The sequence below is a fragment of the Bifidobacterium pullorum DSM 20433 genome, from assembly GCF_000771405.1.
GTDB classification, from domain to species: Bacteria; Actinomycetota; Actinomycetes; order Actinomycetales; family Bifidobacteriaceae; genus Bifidobacterium; species Bifidobacterium pullorum.
Genome location: NZ_JDUI01000012.1, coordinates 19742 through 40218, shown reverse-complemented (window position 1 = coordinate 40218; position 20477 = coordinate 19742). Strand labels below are relative to the sequence as shown.

At 64.7% G+C, this 20477-nt stretch carries 10 protein-coding genes; 8 read left to right on the top strand and 2 right to left on the bottom strand.

The window, feature by feature from the left end; genetic code table 11:
- Positions 1-47: 47 nt before the first annotated feature.
- On the top strand, positions 48-1094 hold the full coding sequence (locus OU11_RS07065) for an aldo/keto reductase (RefSeq protein ID WP_033515628.1): 1047 nt from the start codon (positions 48-50) through the stop codon (positions 1092-1094).
- Between the two features lie 66 nt (positions 1095-1160).
- Entirely contained in the window at positions 1161-2210 is a 1050-nt protein-coding gene (locus OU11_RS07060; protein ID WP_033515625.1) for a glycerophosphodiester phosphodiesterase family protein, read from the top strand.
- Positions 2211-2392: 182 nt separating this feature from the next.
- Here OU11_RS07060 and OU11_RS07055 read toward each other — a convergent pair whose 3' ends face one another.
- A complete protein-coding gene (locus OU11_RS07055; RefSeq protein WP_033515623.1) occupies positions 2393-3427 on the bottom strand; it encodes a LacI family DNA-binding transcriptional regulator in 1035 nt (344 codons plus the stop codon).
- A gap of 454 nt (positions 3428-3881) precedes the next feature.
- On the opposite strand from OU11_RS07055, the gene OU11_RS07050 reads away from it, so the two are divergent.
- The 6 genes from OU11_RS07050 (at position 3882) to OU11_RS08690 (ending at position 19432) form a co-directional block, all read left to right on the top strand.
- The gene (locus tag OU11_RS07050; protein ID WP_033515621.1) at positions 3882-5201 is read left to right on the top strand and encodes an ABC transporter substrate-binding protein; all 1320 of its coding nucleotides are present in this window, start codon (positions 3882-3884) and stop codon (positions 5199-5201) included.
- Between the two features lie 171 nt (positions 5202-5372).
- Positions 5373-6299 carry a carbohydrate ABC transporter permease gene (locus tag OU11_RS07045; RefSeq protein ID WP_033515620.1) on the top strand — a complete coding sequence of 309 codons (927 nt, stop codon included), beginning with the start codon at positions 5373-5375 and terminating at the stop codon, positions 6297-6299.
- Between the two features lie 12 nt (positions 6300-6311).
- Complete coding sequence (locus OU11_RS07040; RefSeq protein WP_033515619.1) at positions 6312-7130, top strand: carbohydrate ABC transporter permease; 819 nt, start codon at positions 6312-6314, stop codon at positions 7128-7130.
- Positions 7131-7306: 176 nt separating this feature from the next.
- Positions 7307-9325 carry a glycoside hydrolase family 127 protein gene (locus tag OU11_RS07035; RefSeq protein WP_052122768.1) on the top strand — a complete coding sequence of 673 codons (2019 nt, stop codon included), beginning with the start codon at positions 7307-7309 and terminating at the stop codon, positions 9323-9325.
- A gap of 436 nt (positions 9326-9761) precedes the next feature.
- A complete protein-coding gene (locus tag OU11_RS07030) occupies positions 9762-15788 on the top strand; it encodes an Ig-like domain-containing protein (protein WP_223224120.1) in 6027 nt (2008 codons plus the stop codon).
- A gap of 131 nt (positions 15789-15919) precedes the next feature.
- A complete protein-coding gene (locus OU11_RS08690; protein ID WP_081963515.1) occupies positions 15920-19432 on the top strand; it encodes a family 43 glycosylhydrolase in 3513 nt (1170 codons plus the stop codon).
- A 319-nt stretch (positions 19433-19751) separates the two neighbouring features.
- Here OU11_RS08690 and upp read toward each other — a convergent pair whose 3' ends face one another.
- Positions 19752-20396, bottom strand: coding sequence for a uracil phosphoribosyltransferase (gene upp, locus OU11_RS07015; RefSeq protein WP_033515618.1), 645 nt, complete (start codon positions 20394-20396; stop codon positions 19752-19754).
- Positions 20397-20477 lie beyond the last annotated feature (81 nt).

Genomic DNA, 20477 nt, shown 5'->3' with positions numbered 1-20477 from the left:
AGCAACGGAACATCGTGTCTGCGCGGATACCCAGGAAAGGAACGATCATGACCGATATGCAGTATGCCCCGTTGGGCTGGTCCAACATTCAGGTTTCGAAGGTCTGCCTGGGAGGCATGAGCTCCGGCAAGGCCTCGCCGGAGTTCCACCAGTGGACGATCGATGCGGACGCCACGCAGGCGGTGATCGCCCGCGCCTGGGAACTCGGCGTGAACTTCATCGACACTGCGAACTGCTACGCGTTCGGTACCAGCGAGGAATACATCGGCCGCGCGATCCGTAACCTCGGCATTCCTCGCGACCAGGTGGTGCTGGCCAGCAAGGTGTATTTCAACGAGGGCAACCTCTCCGCCGAGGCCATCGCGCGAGAGATCGACGGCACGCTGCGCCGTCTCGGCACGGATTATCTGGACCTGTACATCATCCACCGCTTCGACTACGCCACCCCGATCGAGGAGACCATGCAGGCCCTCGACGCACTGGTCAAGGCCGGTAAGGTGCGTGCCCTCGGCGCCAGCGCCATGTACGCCTACCAGTTCCACAACATGCAGGCCGCGGCCGAGGCGAACGGCTGGACCAAGTTCACCAGCATGCAATGCCATTACAACCTGCTTTACCGCGAGGACGAACGCGAGATGATCCCCGTCTGCCGCCAGTACGACGTGGCGCTGACACCGTATTCCCCGATGGCGTCCGGCCATCTGGCGCGTCCGGTGTGGGAATCCTCATCCACTCGCGGCGCCACAGACGGCACGATGCGTGACAAGTACGACCGCGCCCGCGAGCAGGATATGCCGATCATCCGTCGCGTGGCCGAGGTTGCGGAGCGGCTTGGCGTGCCGATGGCCCGCGTGGCGCTCGCCTGGCATTGGGCCAAGGGCGTGACCGCGCCGCTTGTCGGCTGCTCGAGGCCTGAGCGTGTGGACGATGCGGTGGCGGCGTTGGACGTGCGTCTGACAGACGAGGACATCGCCTATCTGGAGGAACCATACACTGCGCATGAACTGGTCGGTCCGCTGGGACGGCCGGGGGAGAAGGCGCTCGCCGGCACCCACGCGCCCACGCTGACCGAAAGTGGAAGCCGTCCGGTTTGATGGCAAAGACGGGGCGTGCGGCTAGTCTCGGTAGCAGTGGACCATCCGACCCGAGGGAGGATCATCATGGCGAAACGTGGGATGTTCGGTAAGGTGCTGCTGGCTGGCGCGGCCGCGGCGGGCGCTGCGGCGTGGGCGATCGCCCCGCGCAGTTTCTCCGACAAGCGCGACAACTTCGTCCCCTCGATTCCGGATGCGTGGTACGCTCATCGCGGCTTGCACGACGCCGGTTCCGGCCTGACCGCACAGTATGCGGCCGAAAGCGGCGAGTATGTGGCCCTAGCCCGTCGCATGGCGATGAAGGCCGGCTACGGCACGCCCGATTGTGTCGGCCCGATCGCCCCCGAGAACTCTCTGGCCGCGTTCGCCGCCGCCTGCGAGGCCGGTTTCGGCATCGAACTCGACATCCAACTGACCATGGACGGCCAGGTGGTGGTGCTGCATGACGCCGACTTGATGCGTGTGGCCGGCGACCCCCGTCGCGTGGCGGATCTGACCTATGACGAGCTGTGCCGTATCCCGTTGTACCCGGCCCCGTCGCGCCCCGGCTGCGCCATCGCCGAGCCGGTGCCGAACGCGGTCGACGCCCCGGCGCTGGTGGTGACTCCGGCCAAGCCGCCGGTGGGGTATTACCAGCATGTGCCGTTGTTCTCCGACGTGCTCAAGTTGGTCGGCGGGCGTGTGCCGCTGATTGTGGAGTACAAGTTCGACGGCAATGACTGGACGCCGCGCTGCGAGGAGCTGATGGAGAAGGGCGACGCGCTGCTGCAGGCCTATGCGGGACCGTATGTGGTCGAATCGTTCCATCCGATGGCGATGCGGTGGTACAAGGAACACCGTCCGGAGACGTGCCGCGGCCAACTGATCGAACCGCTGCCGTTCGGACAGACCGACATGACGTATTGGGCGGCGGGGCGTCTGCTGTTCAACTGGCTGTCCCGCCCGGATTTCGTGGCGTGCGATTGGCGCAGCGGCGGCTCCCCGCAGGTGCGCCTGGCGCGTGCGATGGGTGCCGTCCCGGTGTCGTGGACCGTGCGCAATCGCGATGAGGTGGCCGAATGCGGCGAGTGGTTCGACCACCACGTCTTCGAGTCGTTCATTCCCGACGAGCGCTGAGACACGCCCGGCCTGTGCGGACTCTGACACTTTTGTGACTCTGACACTTTCAGAGATTGGCGTTATTTCGCCGTTTCCTGGAATGTGTCACAGTCACGATGTGTCAGAGTCCGCACAAGCCGGGCGTGTTGCGAGTGCATGGTGGGGATCCGGTCCATGGGGGCGGTGACCGGTATCCCCCGTCAGCGCAAGGGGAGCGTGGAGGCGCGCTGGACCACGCGGCAGGGCACGTATTCGATGCCGTGATGGGGATGTCCCTGGATGGCGTCGAGCAGATTTCGCGCCGCGATATGTCCGACTTCTTCGATCTGGTTGGCGATACTGGTCAGCGGGGGTACGGAGTCCAAAGTAAGGACCTGCCAGTCGTCGTGACCGATGACGGCCACGTCGTGGGGGATGGAAAGTCCTTCCTCGCGCAGGACGGTCAGGCATCCGCGGGCGATTTGATCGTTCTGACAGATTACCCCGTCGAAGTCCACGTGCTGGTCGAGCAGCAGCCGTGTGGCCGCGCGTCCCCAGGATTCCGACCATTCGTTGAACCGCACCGGGCCGGCCGGCTCCAGATTGGCCTGGTGCAGTGCCTCCAGCGCGCCACGCAGACGGTCGACCGCCGCGCTGAACGTGTCGCTGCCGCCGATGATGGCGATCTTGCGTTTGCCGCACGACAGCAGGTGCTCGACGGCCAGACGTCCGGCCTGCACGTTGTCGCAGGTGACCGAGCAGTCCTGCGGATCCTCGCTGGGGGCGTAGGCGTAGACGAGCGGCACATTCGCCGTGGTGCGCAGCGGAGGACGGGGGTTGGTCTCCTGCCCAGCGATGAGGATGCCGTCGACGTTGCGTGAGATGAGGAAATCCAGGCTGTTGCGTTCCAGCAATGTGTCGCCTCGGGCGTTGCTGAGCAGTACGGTGTTCGACGAGTTGCCCAGCTCGTCCTCGGCGCCGATGAGGACGGGGATGCTCCAGCGGCCGACCAGGTCGGAGGTGATGACGCCGATGGAGTTGGTTTTCCCCGTGGCCAGGGACTGTGCGAAGGTGTTCGGCGCGTAATCCAGCCTTCTGGCGACGTCGATGACCTTAGCGCGGGTGGCTTCGCTGACGCGGGGCTGGTTGTTCAGCGCCTTGGATGCCGTGGCGAGCGATACGCCCGCCTCCGACGCTACGTCGGCCAGGGTGATTTTCCGATGAGTGCGTACGCCCCCGGATGATTCGTCCTGCATCGTTGAAGTCCTTCTCATTTGCAGCTTTTCTCTACAGTATAACGCAAATCGAACCGGTTGGGAAAATGTTTTCGCATCGCCGGGTCCGTTGAGGGGATGGGTGGAATCGGGGCGAGAGGATGGGGCAGGTGCGTAAAAATGTGAAACGGGAACAGAAAAGTGAATGCCAAGTAGAGGAAAAATCGCGAAAATATGCTGTGGTGAATGGCGGGGGGTATTGTCCCAATAGGGGCATTATGCGTCGACTTGGCGGTATATGGGGCAACACGCCGTTTTGCATTTTTTGCGAAAGCGATTTTGCAAAGTTGAGAAAAACATCGTACTATGAGAAAAGGCTTTCGCGATACTTGGGAAAACGCATAGCGGCGCAAATGTCGGGAAGCCGTGGGGCGGATAGACCGCCGCCGTCTCTCACATTGATGTTGGGCGGTAACTACAAGAGAAAGAAGCGAATATGGTGTCTTTCAATAAGGTAACGAGAACGCTTGCCGGCATCGCGGCCGCCGCGCTCCTGGTTCCGCTGGCCGCCTGCGGCGGCAATGGCGGTGGCTCCACCGCCTCGGCCGACATCCCGGCCGAGGGCACGGACGACGGCACCGAGATCACGCTGTGGACTCGCTCCCCGCTGGAGCGTCAGGCCCAGGCCGTGGTCGAGGCGTACAACGCCTCCCACGAGAACCAGGTGAAGCTGGAGATCATCCCGAACGATGATATGGAAGGCCGCGTCGGCGGCGCCTCGCAGACCGACTCGCTGCCGGACATCCTGGCCGGCGATGTCGTGCGCATCCCGTACTGGGCATCCGAGGGCATCTTCGCCGATATCACCGAGCAGATCGATGGCCTGGACAACTTGGACGACATCCAGCAGGGCCACATCGAGGCCGGCACCGTGGACGGCGCCAAGCACACGCTGCCGTTCATCACCGACGTCTCCGTGTGGGTGTGGAACAAGGACCTGTACGAGCAGGCCGGTCTCGACCCGGAGCAGGGCCCGACCGACATTGAGTCCTTCACCGAGCAGGCCAAGGCCGTGGCCGCCCTCGATAAGGACGGCGTGGCCGGCTCCTACCTGGCCGGACAGTCCGGTGGCGCGCTGGTGTTCAAGCTGTTCCCGTCCGTGTGGGCCGACGGAGAGACCGTGATGAACGAGGATGGCACCGAGGCCACGCTGACCAACGACTCCTTCAAGGCCGTGCTGGACTCCTACCGTGAGCTCGCCAACACCGACAACGGCCTGGGTGCGGGCTCCAAGGAGGAGACCGGCGCCACCTGGACCGCGCCGTTCGCCAACGGCAACATCGGTGTCATGCCCTACCCGAACACCTCGCTCAACGACATCTTCGACGCTGAGGCTTCGGGCGGCTTCGAGGTCGGTGTGACCCCGATCGCCGGCACCTCGGGCAACACCTCCACCTTCCTCGGTGGCGACGCGATGGGCATCTCCAAGGACTGCAAGAACGTGGCCCAGGCCTGGAACTTCCTGCACTGGCTGATGCAGTCCGACACGCAGGCCGAGGTCTTCGCCGCCAACGGCTACACCGCCTCCAACATCGAGACGCTGAAGACCGCGTACGAGGATGCCGATCCGCGCATCCAGACCATCAACTCCACGATCATCGACGGCAACGGACAGACCCCGAAGTCGTCCGCGTTCAACGAGGCGTTCAACGCCGCCGGCTCGCCGTACCAGCTGCTGATCCAGAACTACGTGTGGGGCTCCGGCGACAGCCTTGAGGCCGACAACCAGGCCATCACCGATGTGCTGGCCCAGTGAACGCGCCATCGCATGACCGCTGAGTGATGAGTACCGGGTGGCGTCCGGTTCGCCGGGCGCCACCCACCCTTTCGCCCTGAGATGCGTCATAGGCGTCGGACCGCCGATGGTCCGGAGCCGATGAGGGATTTCATCGGTGAATCCCAATCAACCATTAGATGAGGAGAGAATATGACAAGCGTCTCCAAACAACCCTCAACGGGGCAGATGCGCAAGTCCAAGGCCAAAGCCGACGCGACGCGGCGCGGTCTGCTGTATGCGCTTCCCGACTGGGTGATGATCGTCGCGCTGTTCTTCGTTCCGATCGTGCTGCTGGTCGTCATGGCCTGCTCCCGTTGGAGCCTGATGGGCGGCAACCGTGGGTGGAACTTCCCGGAGAACTTCATCGAGGTGTTCAGTCATCCGCTGTTGGGGCAGTCGATTCTGTTCACCTTGGAATATACGGTGATCGTCACGATTTTCCTGCTGGTGCTCGGTCTGGGATTGGCCTTGATCGTCCAGGAGAGCTCCAAGTGGAACAACGTGCTGCGCACCTGTTTCCTGCTGCCGAGCGCGACGGGCCTGGCCTCCGCCTCACTGCTGTTCTATGCGCTGTATTCCCCGCAGGTGGGGCCGGTGACCAAGATCCTGAGCTTCTTCGGTCTCATGGAGGACGGCGGTTCGGTGCTCGCCACCGGCCAGTCCGCGCTGTGGGCCACGATCATCGTCATCGTCTGGCGTTTCTCCGGCTACTACATGCTGCTCATGATGATCGGCCTGCAGTCCATTCCGGGTGAACTGTATGAGGCGGCCCGCATGGACGGCGCCAGCACCTGGCGCATCTTCCGCTCGATCACGCTGCCATTGATGAAGCCGACCATCGTGATGTGCCTGGTCTACTGCGTCACCGGCTCGATCCTGGCTTTCGACCAGTTCTTCATCCTGACCAAGGGTGGTCCGAACAACGCCACGATGACGGTGGTGGAGCTCATCTACAACTTCGCCTTCGATTCCAAGAAGGACCTCGGCATGGCGGCGGCGCTCTCGCTGCTGGTGCTGGTGGCCCTGGTCATCATCAACTCCATCCAGATGCGCGGCATGCGCGACAACACCAAGTAAGGAGGGACCATCATGACTACTCCGTTGTGGAAGCGCGTCATCGGCCGCATCCTGCAGGCCATCCTCGCCCTCGTCTTCATCGCGCCGCTGGTCTGGGTCATCGTCAGCTCGTTCAGTCCGCAGCCGGGTTCGGCGCAGACCGACGGGTGGGGCGTCAACAACTACGTCACGCTGTTTAACTACCAGGCCGGCCTGCCCGCCTACCTGTTCAATTCGGTGGTCATCTCGCTGATCACCATCGTGCTGTCCGTGGTGATCTGCACGATGGCCGGCTACTCGTTCTCCCGATTCGAGTATCCGGGCCGTGACCTGGGATTCATGGTCACGCTGTCCATCCTGATGGTGCCGTACGCCTCGCTGCTGATCCCGCTGATGGTGTGGTACAGCCAGATCGGCCTGAACAACACGCTGGTTGGCATCGGCCTGGTCATCACGCTGTTCCAGCTGCCGATGTCCACGTTCATCATGCGCAACGCGTTCGACGCCATCCCCAGGGAGCTCGAGGAGGCGGCCATGGTGGACGGCTGCAACTCGCTGCAGGCGCTGATCCGTGTGCTGGTCCCGGTCGTCAAGCCCTCGATGGTCACCGTCGGCCTGCTGGCCTTCCTGGAGGCCTGGAACAACTTCATGATCCCGCTGTACCTCGCCGGCTCGGACAACACCCCGCTGCCGTTGGCCATGGTCAACATGCGCCAGCAGACGATGGGCGTCATCGACTACGGCGCCACCGAAGCGGGCGTCGTCGTGCTGATGATCCCGGCCGCGATCCTGTTCCTGGCCCTGCAGAAGTACTACGTCAAGGGCTTCACCGCCGGCGCGGTCAAGGGCTGACCGGCCGCATCGGTAACTGACAGAACAAACTTCCTTCCCTCCTTTCCTCCCAACAACACGTGGCCGGCCGTGCATGTTCGTGCGTCAGGACGTGGGCGGCCGGCCACGTGCATTCCTTACGCAAGCGCTGCGGAGCGGGAGGTCGGGGGCGAAGGCCCAACGAAAGAAAGCCATCCATGGGAGCAACAACAGCATTTCCGGGAGCCGCCGGCACCGAGGCCCGGCTTCCCGACGTCGAGATCACCTCGGCGTTCTGGACCCGTTACATCAATCTGGTCATCGACAAGGTGCTGCCGTACCAGTGGGCCGTGCTCAACGGCGAGCAGGAGGTCGACCTGCCGCCGGATCCGGGCGGCAATCCGGTAGACAGCTACGACAAGCTCAACCACTCCATCCGCAACCTGAAAGTGGCCGCCGGCGAACAGGATGCGCCGTTCCACGGCATGCCGTTCCAGGATTCCGACGTCTACAAGTGGTTGGAGGCCGTGGCGTACGCGCTGCATCATCGGGACGATCCGCAGCTGCGCCGTCTCGCCGACGATGTGGTCGATCTGATCGCCCGCGCGCAGCGCGAGGACGGCTATCTGGACACGTTCTTCCAGATCCAGTGGAAGGACCGTGTCTTCAAACGCATCCAGCAGTCGCACGAGCTGTACTCGATGGGCCATTACATCGAGGCCGCCGTGGCCTACTGGCAGGCGACCGGCAACGAGAAGGCGCTGGAGATCGCCAAGCGCATGGCCGCGTGCATCGAGGCGAACTTCGGGGACGGCGAGACCCAGGTCCACGGTGCGGACGGCCATCCCGAGATCGAGCTGGCACTCGCGCGCCTGGCCGAGGCCACTGGCGAGGAGCGGTACGCGATGATGGGTCGCTGGTTCCTGAACATCCGTGGTCAGGACCCCGACTTCTATGACAACCAGAACCGCGCCGACGGGTGGGACCGTGACTTCTTCTCGATGATCCGCGACTTCCCGCGCACCTACTACCAGGCGGCCGAGCCGATCGCCGACCAGCGGGACGCGCAGGGCCATGCGGTGCGTGTGGCCTACCTGTGCACGGGACTGGCGCACATCGCCCGACTGACGGGGGACGCCTCGCTCGCCGAGTCCGCCGAGCGCCTGTGGAACAGCATCGTGCGCCGCCGCATGTACATCACGGGACAGATCGGCTCCACCCATGTGGGCGAGTCGTTCACGTACGACTATGACCTGCCGAATGACACGATGTACGGCGAGACCTGCGCCTCCGTGGGTATGAGCTTCTTCGCCCGTCAGATGCTGGCGTTGCGGGCCAAGGGCGAATACGGCGACGTGCTGGAGAAGGAGCTGTTCAACGGTGCGTTGGCCGGCATGTCCCTGGATGGCACGCATTTCTACTACGTCAACCCGCTTGAGGCCGATCCGGCCGCCTCCGCCGGTACCCCGGACAAGGGCCACGTGCTTACCCACCGCGCCGGATGGTTCGCCTGCGCCTGCTGCCCGTCCAATCTGGCACGTCTGATCACGTCGATCGACCGCTACATTTACACGGTCATGGCCGACGGCACGATTCTGGCCCACCAGTTCATCGCCTCGAAGGCCACGTTCGCCAACGGCGTGCGCATCGAGCAGACCGGCGACTACCCGTGGGACGGCGAGATTTCCTGGAGCGTGTCGAACCCAAACGAGACGCCCGTGCGTTTCGGCGTGCGTGTGCCGGCATGGTCGGCCGGCCAATACACGTTGACCGTGGAGGGCGAGCAGGTGACCGATGGCGTGGAGGACGGCTTCGTCTACATCGAGGTGCCGGCCGGTGCTGACAGGTTCGCCGTGGTGTTGGGGCTGAACATGGGCGTCAGGCTGGTGCGTGCCTCCAACCGGGTGCGCGAGGATGCGGGCAAGGTGGCCGTCATGCGCGGCCCGCTTGTGTACTGCGCCGAGGAGTGCGACAACGAGGGGCCGCTGTGGCTGTATTCGATCAGCGGGGCGACTCCGACCGAGGCCGGCTACCGGTATGACCCCGACCTGCTGGGTGGCGTCGGCGTGGTGACCAAGGCCGCCGTACGCGCCCAGGAGGACCCGTGTGATGGGCCGTTGTATCTCAGCGCGGAGGAGCGCGGCATCTCCGAGCTGGCCGAGCTCAGGATGGTGCCCTATTACACCTGGGCCAATCGCGCCGACGGCCAGATGACGGTCTGGCTGAACCGGTCGTGACATAAGGCAAGCTTGCCCGACGCCGCGGGAGATATCCGCGTTGCCGGGCGGGATGGTCGGTCGGCCTGAGTCTGGAGTTGGCCGACCGGTCATGAAATGAGAGATGCAGCCGCCCCTTCCATAAGAAGGGGCGGCTGTTTGCAGGCGTCCAATGCCGACATGGGGAAACTTGCGTAAAGGCTTTCGCAAGGGTATTCTTGTAAAAACAATGCGAATATTCTGTTCTCCAGACGGTGTTTCGCGTTTTTTCTCTCATTTCGTCAGGGTGGTCGCGACGCGGACGTCGCCGTGGCCACTGCAATGAAGCAGAGCAGGCGGAAGCCTGAGAGGAGTTCAATCCATGAGTTCACAGATGAGGCCGGGAGGAAGGTCATACTTCCGTACCGTGCTCACGCGATCGGGAACGGCGCTGATCGCCGGTCTGGTCGCCGCTTCGATGCTGGTTCCGGCGTCGACGGCGCTCGCGGCCGACGATGCCGTGATCGAGAACCCGAATTCGGCGATGGGATATCCCCATTTCTACGGGTCCGACGATCCCACGTATCTTGGCTATCTTGAAGAGAACGGGCTGACCTACGATCCGTCGACCAGCTACCTCAAGACCATCTTCGACAAGGACGTGGCCAACGGCGCCGGCACCGACACCGATCACGACTTCTACATCGACAAGATCCTGACCCGCACCGGCAACGAGCCCAACGGCACGGGCGAGAACGAGGCGGGCGAGTACTACTATGAGGGCGCCGACGGCAACAGCTACCTGTTCACCCGTGGCCGTGCGATGTACATGTACACGCACACCCCGGGCTCGCTGGGCTTCGTAGGCGACGCCGCGTACTGGGATTCCACCGGCAAGAACGGCTTCACCATCGGCGTGAGCCTGGACGGCGTGGAGCAGCGCATGCGTGAGGATGCATCCCAGCGCAAGCAGACCCCGAGCTACTTCACCACCGTGTTCAGCAACGCGGACGGCACCGTCACCATCACCGAAACCAAGTACATCACCTACAACAACGTGATGGTGGCCAACCTCGAGGTGTCCAGCACCACGGGCGGCGAGGTCACCCTCACCGCCGAGTCGCCGTTCGCCGACACCGGCGAGAACGGCGCCACGGAGCTGACCGGACGCACCAACGCCAAGAACGACCTGACCACGCTGTACCCGCGGTTCTCGGGCAACGGCTTCACCGTGCAGGACGGCGCGCTCGTCTCCACGATGACGCTGGACGCCAACGTCCCGCAGACCACCAAGGTCCAGCTCGGCATGATCACCGAGGAGCTGCCCGGTTCCACCACCGAGTACGAGGCGCGCTACACCGGCGACCTGGTCGATCCGGCCGCCTCCTACAAGGATTCGGTGACCACCTACAACCAGTGGTGGGTCGACAACATCCCCTACATCGAAACCCCCGAGCACAACATCGACAAGACCGTGGTCTACCGCTGGTGGCTCGCCCGGTTCAACTCGCTCGACGCGAACATGCCCGGCAACACGTTCCAGTACCCGACCTCCATCGAGGGTGTGCTGGGCTACAACAACCAGATCGTGCTGACCTCCGGCATGTTCATCAACGACACCAAGTGGCTGCGTAATCCGGACCTGGCCTACGGCACCTGGGTGTCGGCCGGCCAGACCGCCAAGAAGGGTCAGTCGGGGTACTACTATTACCACGACAACCCGGGCGATCCCGCCAACTGGAACCACAGCTACACGCAGTACATCACCAAGGCCGGCTGGGATTCGTATAAGGTCCACGGCGGTCCGTCGTCCCTCGCCGAGGCGCTGGGCGATTACGGCTCCGATGACGTCAACGGCCTGCTGAACTCCGAGAGCGAACCGGACGACAACGACAACCAGAACGACAACGAGAACTACCTGATCGACTGGTCCTGGTGGTCGATGACCGGCAACGACGCGGACGCGGTGTCCTTCTCCGAGCCCGGACGCAGCGGCCAGCGCATGGACCGCGCGGACGGCTCCGCCAACATGTGGGCGAACGCCAACGCCGCCGCCCAGGCCTACTACGCCGCCGCCGAGGCGGAGACCGACGAGGCCAAGAAGGCCGAGTTGCAGGAGAAGGCCGACACGATGCAGGAGACCGCCGACAACATCAAGGACGACGTCCTGACCGAGCTGTGGAACCCGGAGACCAAGCTCATCCAGCACAAGTGGCTGAGCGACGGCGCCTTCGCGAAGTACAAGGAGAACAACAACTACTACCCGTACTCGGTGGGTCTGATCCCCTCCGAGGGCGAGGAAGGATACCAGGCCGAGTACGAGGAGGCGCTGCGCCTGTTCGCCGACGCCGACGAGTTCCCGATCTTCCCGTTCTTCACCGCGAACCAGGCGGACAAGGAGGAACTGGGCTTCCCGGGCTCCAACAACTTCTCGATCATCAACGCCACGCCGCTGCTGCAGATCTACTCCGCGGGCATCCGCGACTACAACGCGGACGACAACGGCTACATCACGTCCGAGACGTTCAAGAAGCTGCTGTACTGGGTGGCGTTCGCGCACTACCAGGGCGGCAACAACAACTATCCCGACCAGAACGAGTTCTGGAACATGGATAACGACAACGTCGGCGACCTGAACGGCGACGGCGTGGTCAACAACGTCGACAAGAACCTGGACTCCACACAGAACGGCGGCAAGATCACCTACCGCTCTTGGATCCATCACACCCAGCTGGGCACCACCAACTGGACGATCATCGAGGACGTGGCCGGCATGGTGCCGCGCGAGGACAACAAGATCGAGCTCAACCCGATCGCCCTGCCGGACTGGGAGCACTTCACGGTGAACAACCTGAGCTACCACGGCCAGGACCTGTCCATCGTGTGGAACAACGACGGCACGTACAACGCGCCGAAGGGCTACACCCTGTATCTGGACGGCAAGGCCGTGTTCACCTCCGACAAGCTGGCGCATCTGGTCTATGACCCGACCACCGGCACGGTCGAGGTGATGGACGACTCCGGCGCCCAGGTGACCGGTGCGACCACCGCGAACCTGCCCGCCGCCAACCAGGTGACCTATGACGCCGATGACCGCGTGACCGAGATCTTCGCCACCTCCGGCCAGAACATCGACTCCGCCTCCGACAGCCAGATCGACGTGGCTCGCGGCGCCGACGTCGAGGCCACCTACGAGGCCGACGGCTATCCGGCCACCAACGCCGTGGACGGCAAGAACGTCATGGAGTCGTTCTGGGGCACCAAGGGCTCGTCGAACGATACGGACACGATCGCCGTGACCTTCAAGGACGGCGCCCAGACCATCGACGACGTGCGTCTGTACTTCTACCAGACCTCGTCCAGCCAGACGATCACCGGCTACAAGGAGCCTTCGGTCTACACGCTGGAGTATCTGGACGAATCCGGTGAATGGAAGACGCTGCCGAACCAGGTGCGCACCCCCACCTACGCGGGCGCGAACTACAACCGCGTCCAGTTCGACCCGGTGACGACCACCGCCATCCGCGCCACCTTCACGCCGCAGGCCGGCCAGGCCATCGGTCTGAAGTCGATCCAGGCGTACAACACCGGCATCGAGCCGACCGCCGAACCGACCAACCAGGCCCCGAGCATCGACGCCTATGTGGACAGCAGCACCTCGTCCGGCGCCGAACTCGTCGGCGTGGTCAAGGACGACGGTCTGCCCGGCGGTGAGCTCGACGTGACCTGGGAACAGGTCTCCGGCCCCGAGGGCGGCGTCGCCTCCTTCATGGACGACAAGGCCGCCAGCACGACCGTGACCTTCAACATCGAAGGCGACTACGTGCTGCGTCTGACCGCCTCCGACGGCGAGAAGTCCGCCTCGGTCGACGTGACCGTGCACGGCGTGCCCTCCGACGGCACCGTGAACATCGCCTCCCAGGCGACCGCCACGGCCAGCTCCCGGAACAGCTACGCCATCGGCGACGTGGACATCCTCAACGACGGCATCGTCGACCTTGAAGGCTCTGACACGATGAAGTCGTGGAACAACTGGGGCCAGCAGTGGGACAAGACCCCGACCGTCACCTACGAGTGGGATGCCGAAGTGCCGCTGAGCAAGGTCCAGGCCTACTTCTGGACCGACAACGGCGGCGTGCTTCTGCCGGCCGACTGGAAGGTGCAGTACTGGGATGCGGCCGTCGAGGATTGGGCGGACGTGACCCTCAAGGAGGGCCAGTCCTACACGGTCAACCGCGCCCAGGGCAACGAGGTCTCCTTCGAACAGGTGTGGACCAGCAAGATGCGCATCGTGCTGACCAAGCGCGCCGACGACGGCAACGGCGTCGGTCTGAGCGAGCTGGAGGCCTACGTGGCCGACCCGCTCGGCGTGGACAATGTGCACCGCATGGTGCAGGCCGGCACCAAGGCCGAGGAACTCGATCTGCCGGATACCGTCAGCGCCTACTACGCCGACGGCAGCCGTCATGACCTGAAGGTCAGCTGGTCCTCCGTGTCCGACGACCAGCTCGTCGACGGTGCGGTGATCACCCTCAACGGCACCGTGACCGGCGCGCTGAGCGGCGCGCAGGCCATCCTCAACGTCAAGTCCGACGCGGACAACCAGAACTCCGGCACCGCGCAGCCGATCGAGCAGAGCGTCTACCGTGGCGCCGAGTCGATCACGCTGCCGACCACCGTGCCGGTCCAGTTCCCCAACGGCGCCCAGGACGACCGTGCGGTCACTTGGGATGAGGCCACCGTGGCGGCCGTCGATCTGAACACGGTCGGCGACTACGTGGTGACCGGCACCGCCGACGGTGCCAGCGGACAGGCACGTCTGACGATTCACGTGCTCGTGAACCCGAACGACGTGCAGGAGCCGGAACCCGGCCCGGAGCCCGAACCGGAACCGCTCGAAGGCTGGATCGAAGGCCAGGCCGCGAGCCTGCAGGCCAGCGCCGAGGCCAGCTGGTCCCCGGCCGCGGGCAAGCTCAACGACGGCGTGGTGATCGACGACACTTGGCCGTCCACCGATGAAGCCGATGTGAACGCCATGGTCTGGGGTACCTGGGGTGTGGCCGACGACGGCATCTACGCCGAGTACACCTGGGACGCCGCCGCGACCATCGACTCCTCGCGCGTCCAGTTCTGGGCAAACTGCAGCGAGGCTCAGGATGACGACCCCGGTCTGGAGATCCCGGATGCCTGGCAGATCCAGTACAAGGACGCCGAAGGCAACTGGCAGCCCGTCACCCCGACGGCGAACGGTGCCTACACCGTGGTCCGCAACGACCCGACCCATCGCGGCGAGGCCGAGGATGGCGGCTGGAGCACCGTGACCTTCGAGCCGGTTGAAACTACCGGTCTTCGTCTGGTGCTGACCCCGCGCGCCACCGTCGAAGGTGCCTCGATCCCGTATTACGGCACCGCCGTCGCCGAATGGGGCGTGCACGCCGTCGAGAACGAGGAGCCGGAGCCCGAGCCGGAGCCTGAACCGGTCGACAAGACCGCGCTGAAGGCCACGATCGACGCCGCCGGCGCCCTGGACCAGAACCGCTTCACGCCGGCCTCCTGGCAGGTGCTGGCTGACGCGCTCGCGAACGCCCAGGCCGTGTACGACAACGCTGAGGCCACCGAGGCCGATGTCGCCGACGCGACCGCGAAGCTCGAGGACGCGCAGAAGAACCTCGTCGCCAAGGCGGACAAGTCGGCGCTGCAGATCGCCATCGACGCGGCCGACCGTCTCGACCAGTCGGCGTACACCGAGGAAAGCTGGGCCGCCGTGGCGGACGCGCTGGAATCGGCGAACGCGGTCATGCAGGACGAGAATGCCACGCAGCAGGCCGTGGACGACGCCGCCCAGGCGTTGAACGATGCGGTTGGCAAGCTTGAAGCCAAGCCGGTCGAGCCGGTGGAGGCCGACAAGACCGCGCTGAAGGCGGCCGTGGATAAGGCGGATGCGCTGCGTGAGGCGGACTACACGCCGGAGACGTGGTCCGTGTTCTCGCAGGCTCTTGCGGACGCGAAGGCCGTGCTGATGGCCGATGATGCGACGCAGGAGCAGGTGGACGCCGCCGCCCAGACGCTGCAGGATGCCGTGCTCGGTCTGAAGCCCGCCGAAACGACCGATCCGGATGATCCGGACGAGCCGGGCGACACAGTGGACACGAGCAAGCTGGCTGCGACGATCGCTAAGGGCCAGGCCGTCGACCGCAACGCCTACACGGCCGAGTCGCTCAAGGCGCTCGACCAGGCGCTCTCCGACGCGCAGCAGGTCATGTCCGACAAGGACGCGACGCAGGAAGAGGTGGATGCCGCCATCCAGGCCATCGAGGATGCCCTCAACGGCCTGCAGAAGGCGCCGACCACCGGCGGCCAGACCAAGCCCGGTGATCAGACCACCAAGCCCGGTGGCGATCTGTCCGCCACCGGTGCCGCGGTCATCGGCGTCGCCGCCGTGACGCTGCTGGCCCTGGCCGGTGCCGTCGCCATCGCGGCCCGTCGCTACATGACCGGCAAGTGATCTGAACCCATACGGTTCCCTCGGGGCTCTCCGGAGTCCTGAGGGACCTGACCAGGCCGGAACCGCCGCCATGTGCGGCGCGGTTCCGGCCTTTTCCATACGGACTCCAAGACATGAGAAGGAACTCAGCGATGAGCATATCCCTGCGTGCGCCGGCCGCAATCGCGACGCTGCTGATGGTCGGCGCGCTGATGCCGGTGCCGGCGATGGCGTCGACACCAGCCGAACAGGCGCCGAGCGTCGCCGGATACGCATACGACGCGCTGCCGTATGCCAACCCCACCGTAGAGGTTGCGCAGATCGACAACAGCGCCAAACCGGCGGCCCTGCGCAACCCGATCGGGCAGGACGAAGGCGTCGACACCCCCGACGATCTGGATGCCAACTACTATTCCGCCGATGCGGCGGCACTGTCCTACGATGGCAAACTCTTCGTTTTCACCGGTCACGACGAGGCCGCCCCCACCTACGGCAGCTTCGACATGCACGATTGGGGCGTCTACGTGACCGACGACCCGACCAGCGGCCGCTGGACCCATTACAAGAACATCCTGCAGGCCGACTTGTTCGACTGGGCTACCGGCGACGGTGCCTACGCCGGTCATGTGGTGGTCGACGACGGCGGCACCGAAAACGACCCCTCCGACGATTGGTTCTACTACTACATCCCGGTCAAGGACCGCAACGCGCCGGCCGGTGCCGACCCGTTCTCCATCGGCGTGGCGCGATCCCGCAGCCCGCTCGGCCCATGGGAGGACGCCATCGGCGAACCGCTGCTGACCACCACGCAAACCGGCATCGAGACCATCGATCCGGCGTTCTTCACGGACGATGACGGAACCGGATATCTGTACTTCGGCACGTTCAACAGCCAGCTCGCCGTACGCATGGCCACCGATTCCGAGACGGGCCGCACCTCCTACACGCAGCTGGAAACCACGGACGGCACCGCGGACGGCGAACCGAAGATCTTCACCATGCGCGACGCCGACGCGTTGGCTGGCATCCCCGATTACGACCCGGAACAGGACACATTGGGCAGCGCCTACGCGGCCGGCGTGAACGCCGGACTCGACACCTCGGCCAACGGCGGCGCCTACGCGAATGGCCCCAAGGGGTTCTTCGAGGCGGCATGGGTGTTCGAAAAGGACGGCGTCTACTACAACGTGTATGACGGCGGCAAGCCCGGCTCCGGCATCGCGTCCTGCGTGGAATCCAACTACCAGGCGTGCGTGCAGTACTCGACCTCGTCCAGCCCGCTCGGGCCGTGGACCTACCGCGGCGTCCTCCTGGAATCGGGCTCATCCACCACCATGCACCCCTCCGTACTGCCGTTCGGAGACACCTGGTGGGTGACCTACCACACCGGCGACAAGACCGGCGGCACCGATTTCCGTCGCGCCGTATGCATCGACGAGGTCACATGGTCCGGTGGGACGATGAGCGCCGTGGCGCACCCGACCAAGGCGGAACGCATCACGCCCTCCTCCAATGTGGCACCCTACGCGTCCGTTTCCGCCACCTATACGGAAACCGCGTCCTGGAAGGGTGCCGTCAATGACGGCCGCGTGCTCCAGACAGCGGTCGTGCCGCCCAACCATTGGACGAACTATCGCAGCATGCCACAGGAACGGGCCACGGACGCACTCATCTACCAATGGGACGGCGCCGTTCGCATCGACTCCGCCACCGTCTGGTTCGACACGGATTCCAACGCGCTGCGCGCCCCGGCATCCTGGAAGCTGCGATACCTCGACGAGGCGGGGCAATGGCATGACGTGCCCGACGCCAGCGGCTACCCGACGGCCACAGGTGTTGACAACCCCAATGTCGTGACCTTCTCCCCGGTGACCGCGGTCGCGCTGGAACTCGACATGGCGGCCCAGTCCGTCGACGGCGGCTACGCCTCCCTGGGCGTGGCCGAATGGCAGGTGCACGCCGTCGACGACGCCCCGGACATCACCGCACCGCAGCCCGTGACCACGGCCACCGGCACCGCGCCCACATTGCCGACCACCGTATCGGTGGCCTATGGCGCGGAAAGCGTCAATGTCCCCGTGATCTGGCGGCCGGTGGATCCCGCGGCATACGCCCAGGTCGGTTCCTTCACCGTGCAGGGCGTCGTCGCCGGTGTGGCCGAGACATCCGACTCCAACGGCGGCCTCGACGGTAACGTGACGATCGCCGTCGACGTGGTGGACGGCTACCAGCCGTCCGGCGAAACACAACGGCCAAGTGTACGCGTGGCGCTCGCCGGCGTCAGAGGCAATGAGGGGTGGCTGGTGACCAGCCCGGTCGCCATTGTCTCGGGCAGTGATCCCAGCGGCGGCGTCAACGCGAAACTGGAACTCAAAGTCGGTGCCGGATCCTGGCAGACCGTGGCGGTTGACGCCAACCTGGCCGCCGTGCCCGTGGACGGGCAGGGGTTGGTCAGGGTGCACGCCAAGGCCACCAACGCCGATGGACGGGTGTCGGTACCGGAAAGCGCCGAGGTATGGGTGGACACCATGGCACCGACGGTCAGTGCGAACGTGGATGCGGGCGCGCGCACGATGACGCTGTCGGCTTCCGATGGGGACGGTTCCGGAGTGGCCGGCATCGAATACCGTATTGGAGATGGTGAGTGGGCGGAATACGCCGAGGGCGACGTCATCACCGCGTCCTCGTCCGCGCGTGAGACCGTGACCTTCCGGGCCGTTGATGTGGCCGGCAATGTGTCGGTGCCGGCGTCGGCGGACATCCCCTCTGACGTGTCGGTGCCGCTGACCGGGTATATCGAAGGCGACGCCGCGGTCAACGATCCGAGCGGTGCCGAATCCGGATGGACCAAGGGCGCGGCCGCGCTGAACGACGGGGTGACCATCCCCGGCGGATGCACCGTGGAGAACGAGTGCATCTGGGGCACTTGGCCGAATGTCGGTGAAATGGCGCTGGAATACTCTTGGGACCGTGAGGTCGTCATTGATTCCAGCCGTGTGCAGTTCACGTCGGATCAGACCGATCCGAATGTCGGCGCTGGGCTGCAGATACCGCGCTCGTGGAAGCTGCAGTATTGGGATGCCGCGGCGCAGGACGGTACCGGCGGCTGGGCGGATATCCCCGATGCCACCTACACGATCGAGCGTAATGCGCCCGGACATTGGGCGGTTTCCAACGATGGGTGGAGCGAGGCATTGTGGCCGGAACCGGTAACCACCAGCCGATTGCGGCTGGTGATGCAGTCGTTCGGCGATCAGCCGCAGGCCGGCAGCACGGCCGTGGCCGAATGGCAGGTCCATGCGGTCGCCCCCGAGCCCGATCCCGAACCGGAGCCGGAACCGGAACCTGAACCAGAGCCCGAGCCTGAACCGGAGCCCGAACCTGAGCCTGAACCCGATCCGGCTCCAGATCCTGAACCTGATCCCGAGCCTGAACCGGAACCGGATCCCGAGCCGGAGCCGGATTCTGATCCTGAACCGGAACCGGGAAGCGAATCCGGTCAAGATCCCGAAAATTCCGGAGAAGGCAACACTTCCGGACAGGAACAGATGCCGGCGACGGGTAGCGCCATCATCGGCATGGGGACTGCGGTGTTGGTCTCCTTGATCGGTGCGGCCGCCATCGCGCTGCGTCGTCGTGACCGGTCATTGCAGGGAAGACGTTAGGCTTCCGCGAAGTCTGCGTATGGGCTTCCTTCCCGCTTCCGGGTCAAGGGCTCCGGCCACTCCGGAGCCCGGCCCCTTCTCCGGCGCTGTTCCCGCCCCGCCCATTCCGGACTCTGACACATTGTGACCGTGATGCATCGTGACCCTGATCTATTGCCGGGAATGGCGGTATTCCGCCGTTTCTTGGATTGGATCACGGTCACGATGCATCAGAGTCCGGAATGGGCCGGGCGTGTTGCGGGCGCATAGCAGAACATCCCGGCCCACCGGAAGATCGGTGGGCCGGGATGTTCTGTGTATACGGAGCGGGAGCCAGGGCTCAGTCGATCACGCCGTAGAGGCGGTCGCCGGCGTCGCCCAGACCGGGGACGATGTAGGCCTTGTCGTTGAGGCCCTCATCAACCGCGCACACGACCACCTTGAAGTCGATGGCCGGGTCGATGTGCTGCTTGACGAACTCGATGCCCTCCGGAGCGGCGATGATGCACACCGCGGTCACGTCCTTGGCGCCGCGCTCGGCCAGATAATGCGTGGCGGCCACCAACGTGCCGCCGGTGGCGAGCATCGGGTCGATCAGGAAGCACTGACGTCCGGTCAGATCCTCCGGCAGACGGTTCGCATAGGTGATCTGCTGCGTGGGATGCTCTTCGTCGCGCTTCATGCCGAGGAAGCCGACCTCAGCGGTCGGCAGCATGCGGGTCATACCGTCCAGCATGCCCAGACCGGCGCGCAGCACCGGCACGATGATCGGGCGCGGATGGTCGGAGAGCTTCCTGCCGACCATCGGGCAGATCGGGGTTTCGATCGGGGCGTCCACAACGTCGATGTCGCGGGTCGCCTCATAGGTCTCGAGCATGACCAGCTCGGAGACGAGTTCGCGGAACGTGGCGGACGAGGTGTTCTTGTCTCGCAGGACGGTGAGCTTGTGCTCCACCAGCGGATGATCCAAAACATGAATTTCCATACTTACTAGGGTAAGCCCTTGCAGCCTGTTCGGTATCCCCGACGTGCCGAAGAACGGTAGCCGGCACGGATTGCGGGCGGA

What these genes read in the sequence shown, in the direction of transcription:
- OU11_RS07045 (WP_033515620.1), top strand. Translation starts at nt 5,373, where the DNA reads ATGACAAGCGTCTCCAAACAACCCTCAACGGGGCAGATGCGCAAGTCC.
- OU11_RS07055 (WP_033515623.1), bottom strand. Translation starts at nt 3,427, where the DNA reads ATGCAGGACGAATCATCCGGGGGCGTACGCACTCATCGGAAAATCACC.
- OU11_RS07050 (WP_033515621.1), top strand. Translation starts at nt 3,882, where the DNA reads ATGGTGTCTTTCAATAAGGTAACGAGAACGCTTGCCGGCATCGCGGCC.
- OU11_RS07035 (WP_052122768.1), top strand. Translation starts at nt 7,307, where the DNA reads ATGGGAGCAACAACAGCATTTCCGGGAGCCGCCGGCACCGAGGCCCGG.
- OU11_RS08690 (WP_081963515.1), top strand. Translation starts at nt 15,920, where the DNA reads ATGAGCATATCCCTGCGTGCGCCGGCCGCAATCGCGACGCTGCTGATG.
- OU11_RS07040 (WP_033515619.1), top strand. Translation starts at nt 6,312, where the DNA reads ATGACTACTCCGTTGTGGAAGCGCGTCATCGGCCGCATCCTGCAGGCC.
- upp (WP_033515618.1), bottom strand. Translation starts at nt 20,396, where the DNA reads ATGGAAATTCATGTTTTGGATCATCCGCTGGTGGAGCACAAGCTCACC.
- OU11_RS07065 (WP_033515628.1), top strand. Translation starts at nt 48, where the DNA reads ATGACCGATATGCAGTATGCCCCGTTGGGCTGGTCCAACATTCAGGTT.
- OU11_RS07060 (WP_033515625.1), top strand. Translation starts at nt 1,161, where the DNA reads ATGGCGAAACGTGGGATGTTCGGTAAGGTGCTGCTGGCTGGCGCGGCC.
- OU11_RS07030 (WP_223224120.1), top strand. Translation starts at nt 9,762, where the DNA reads ATGCTGGTTCCGGCGTCGACGGCGCTCGCGGCCGACGATGCCGTGATC.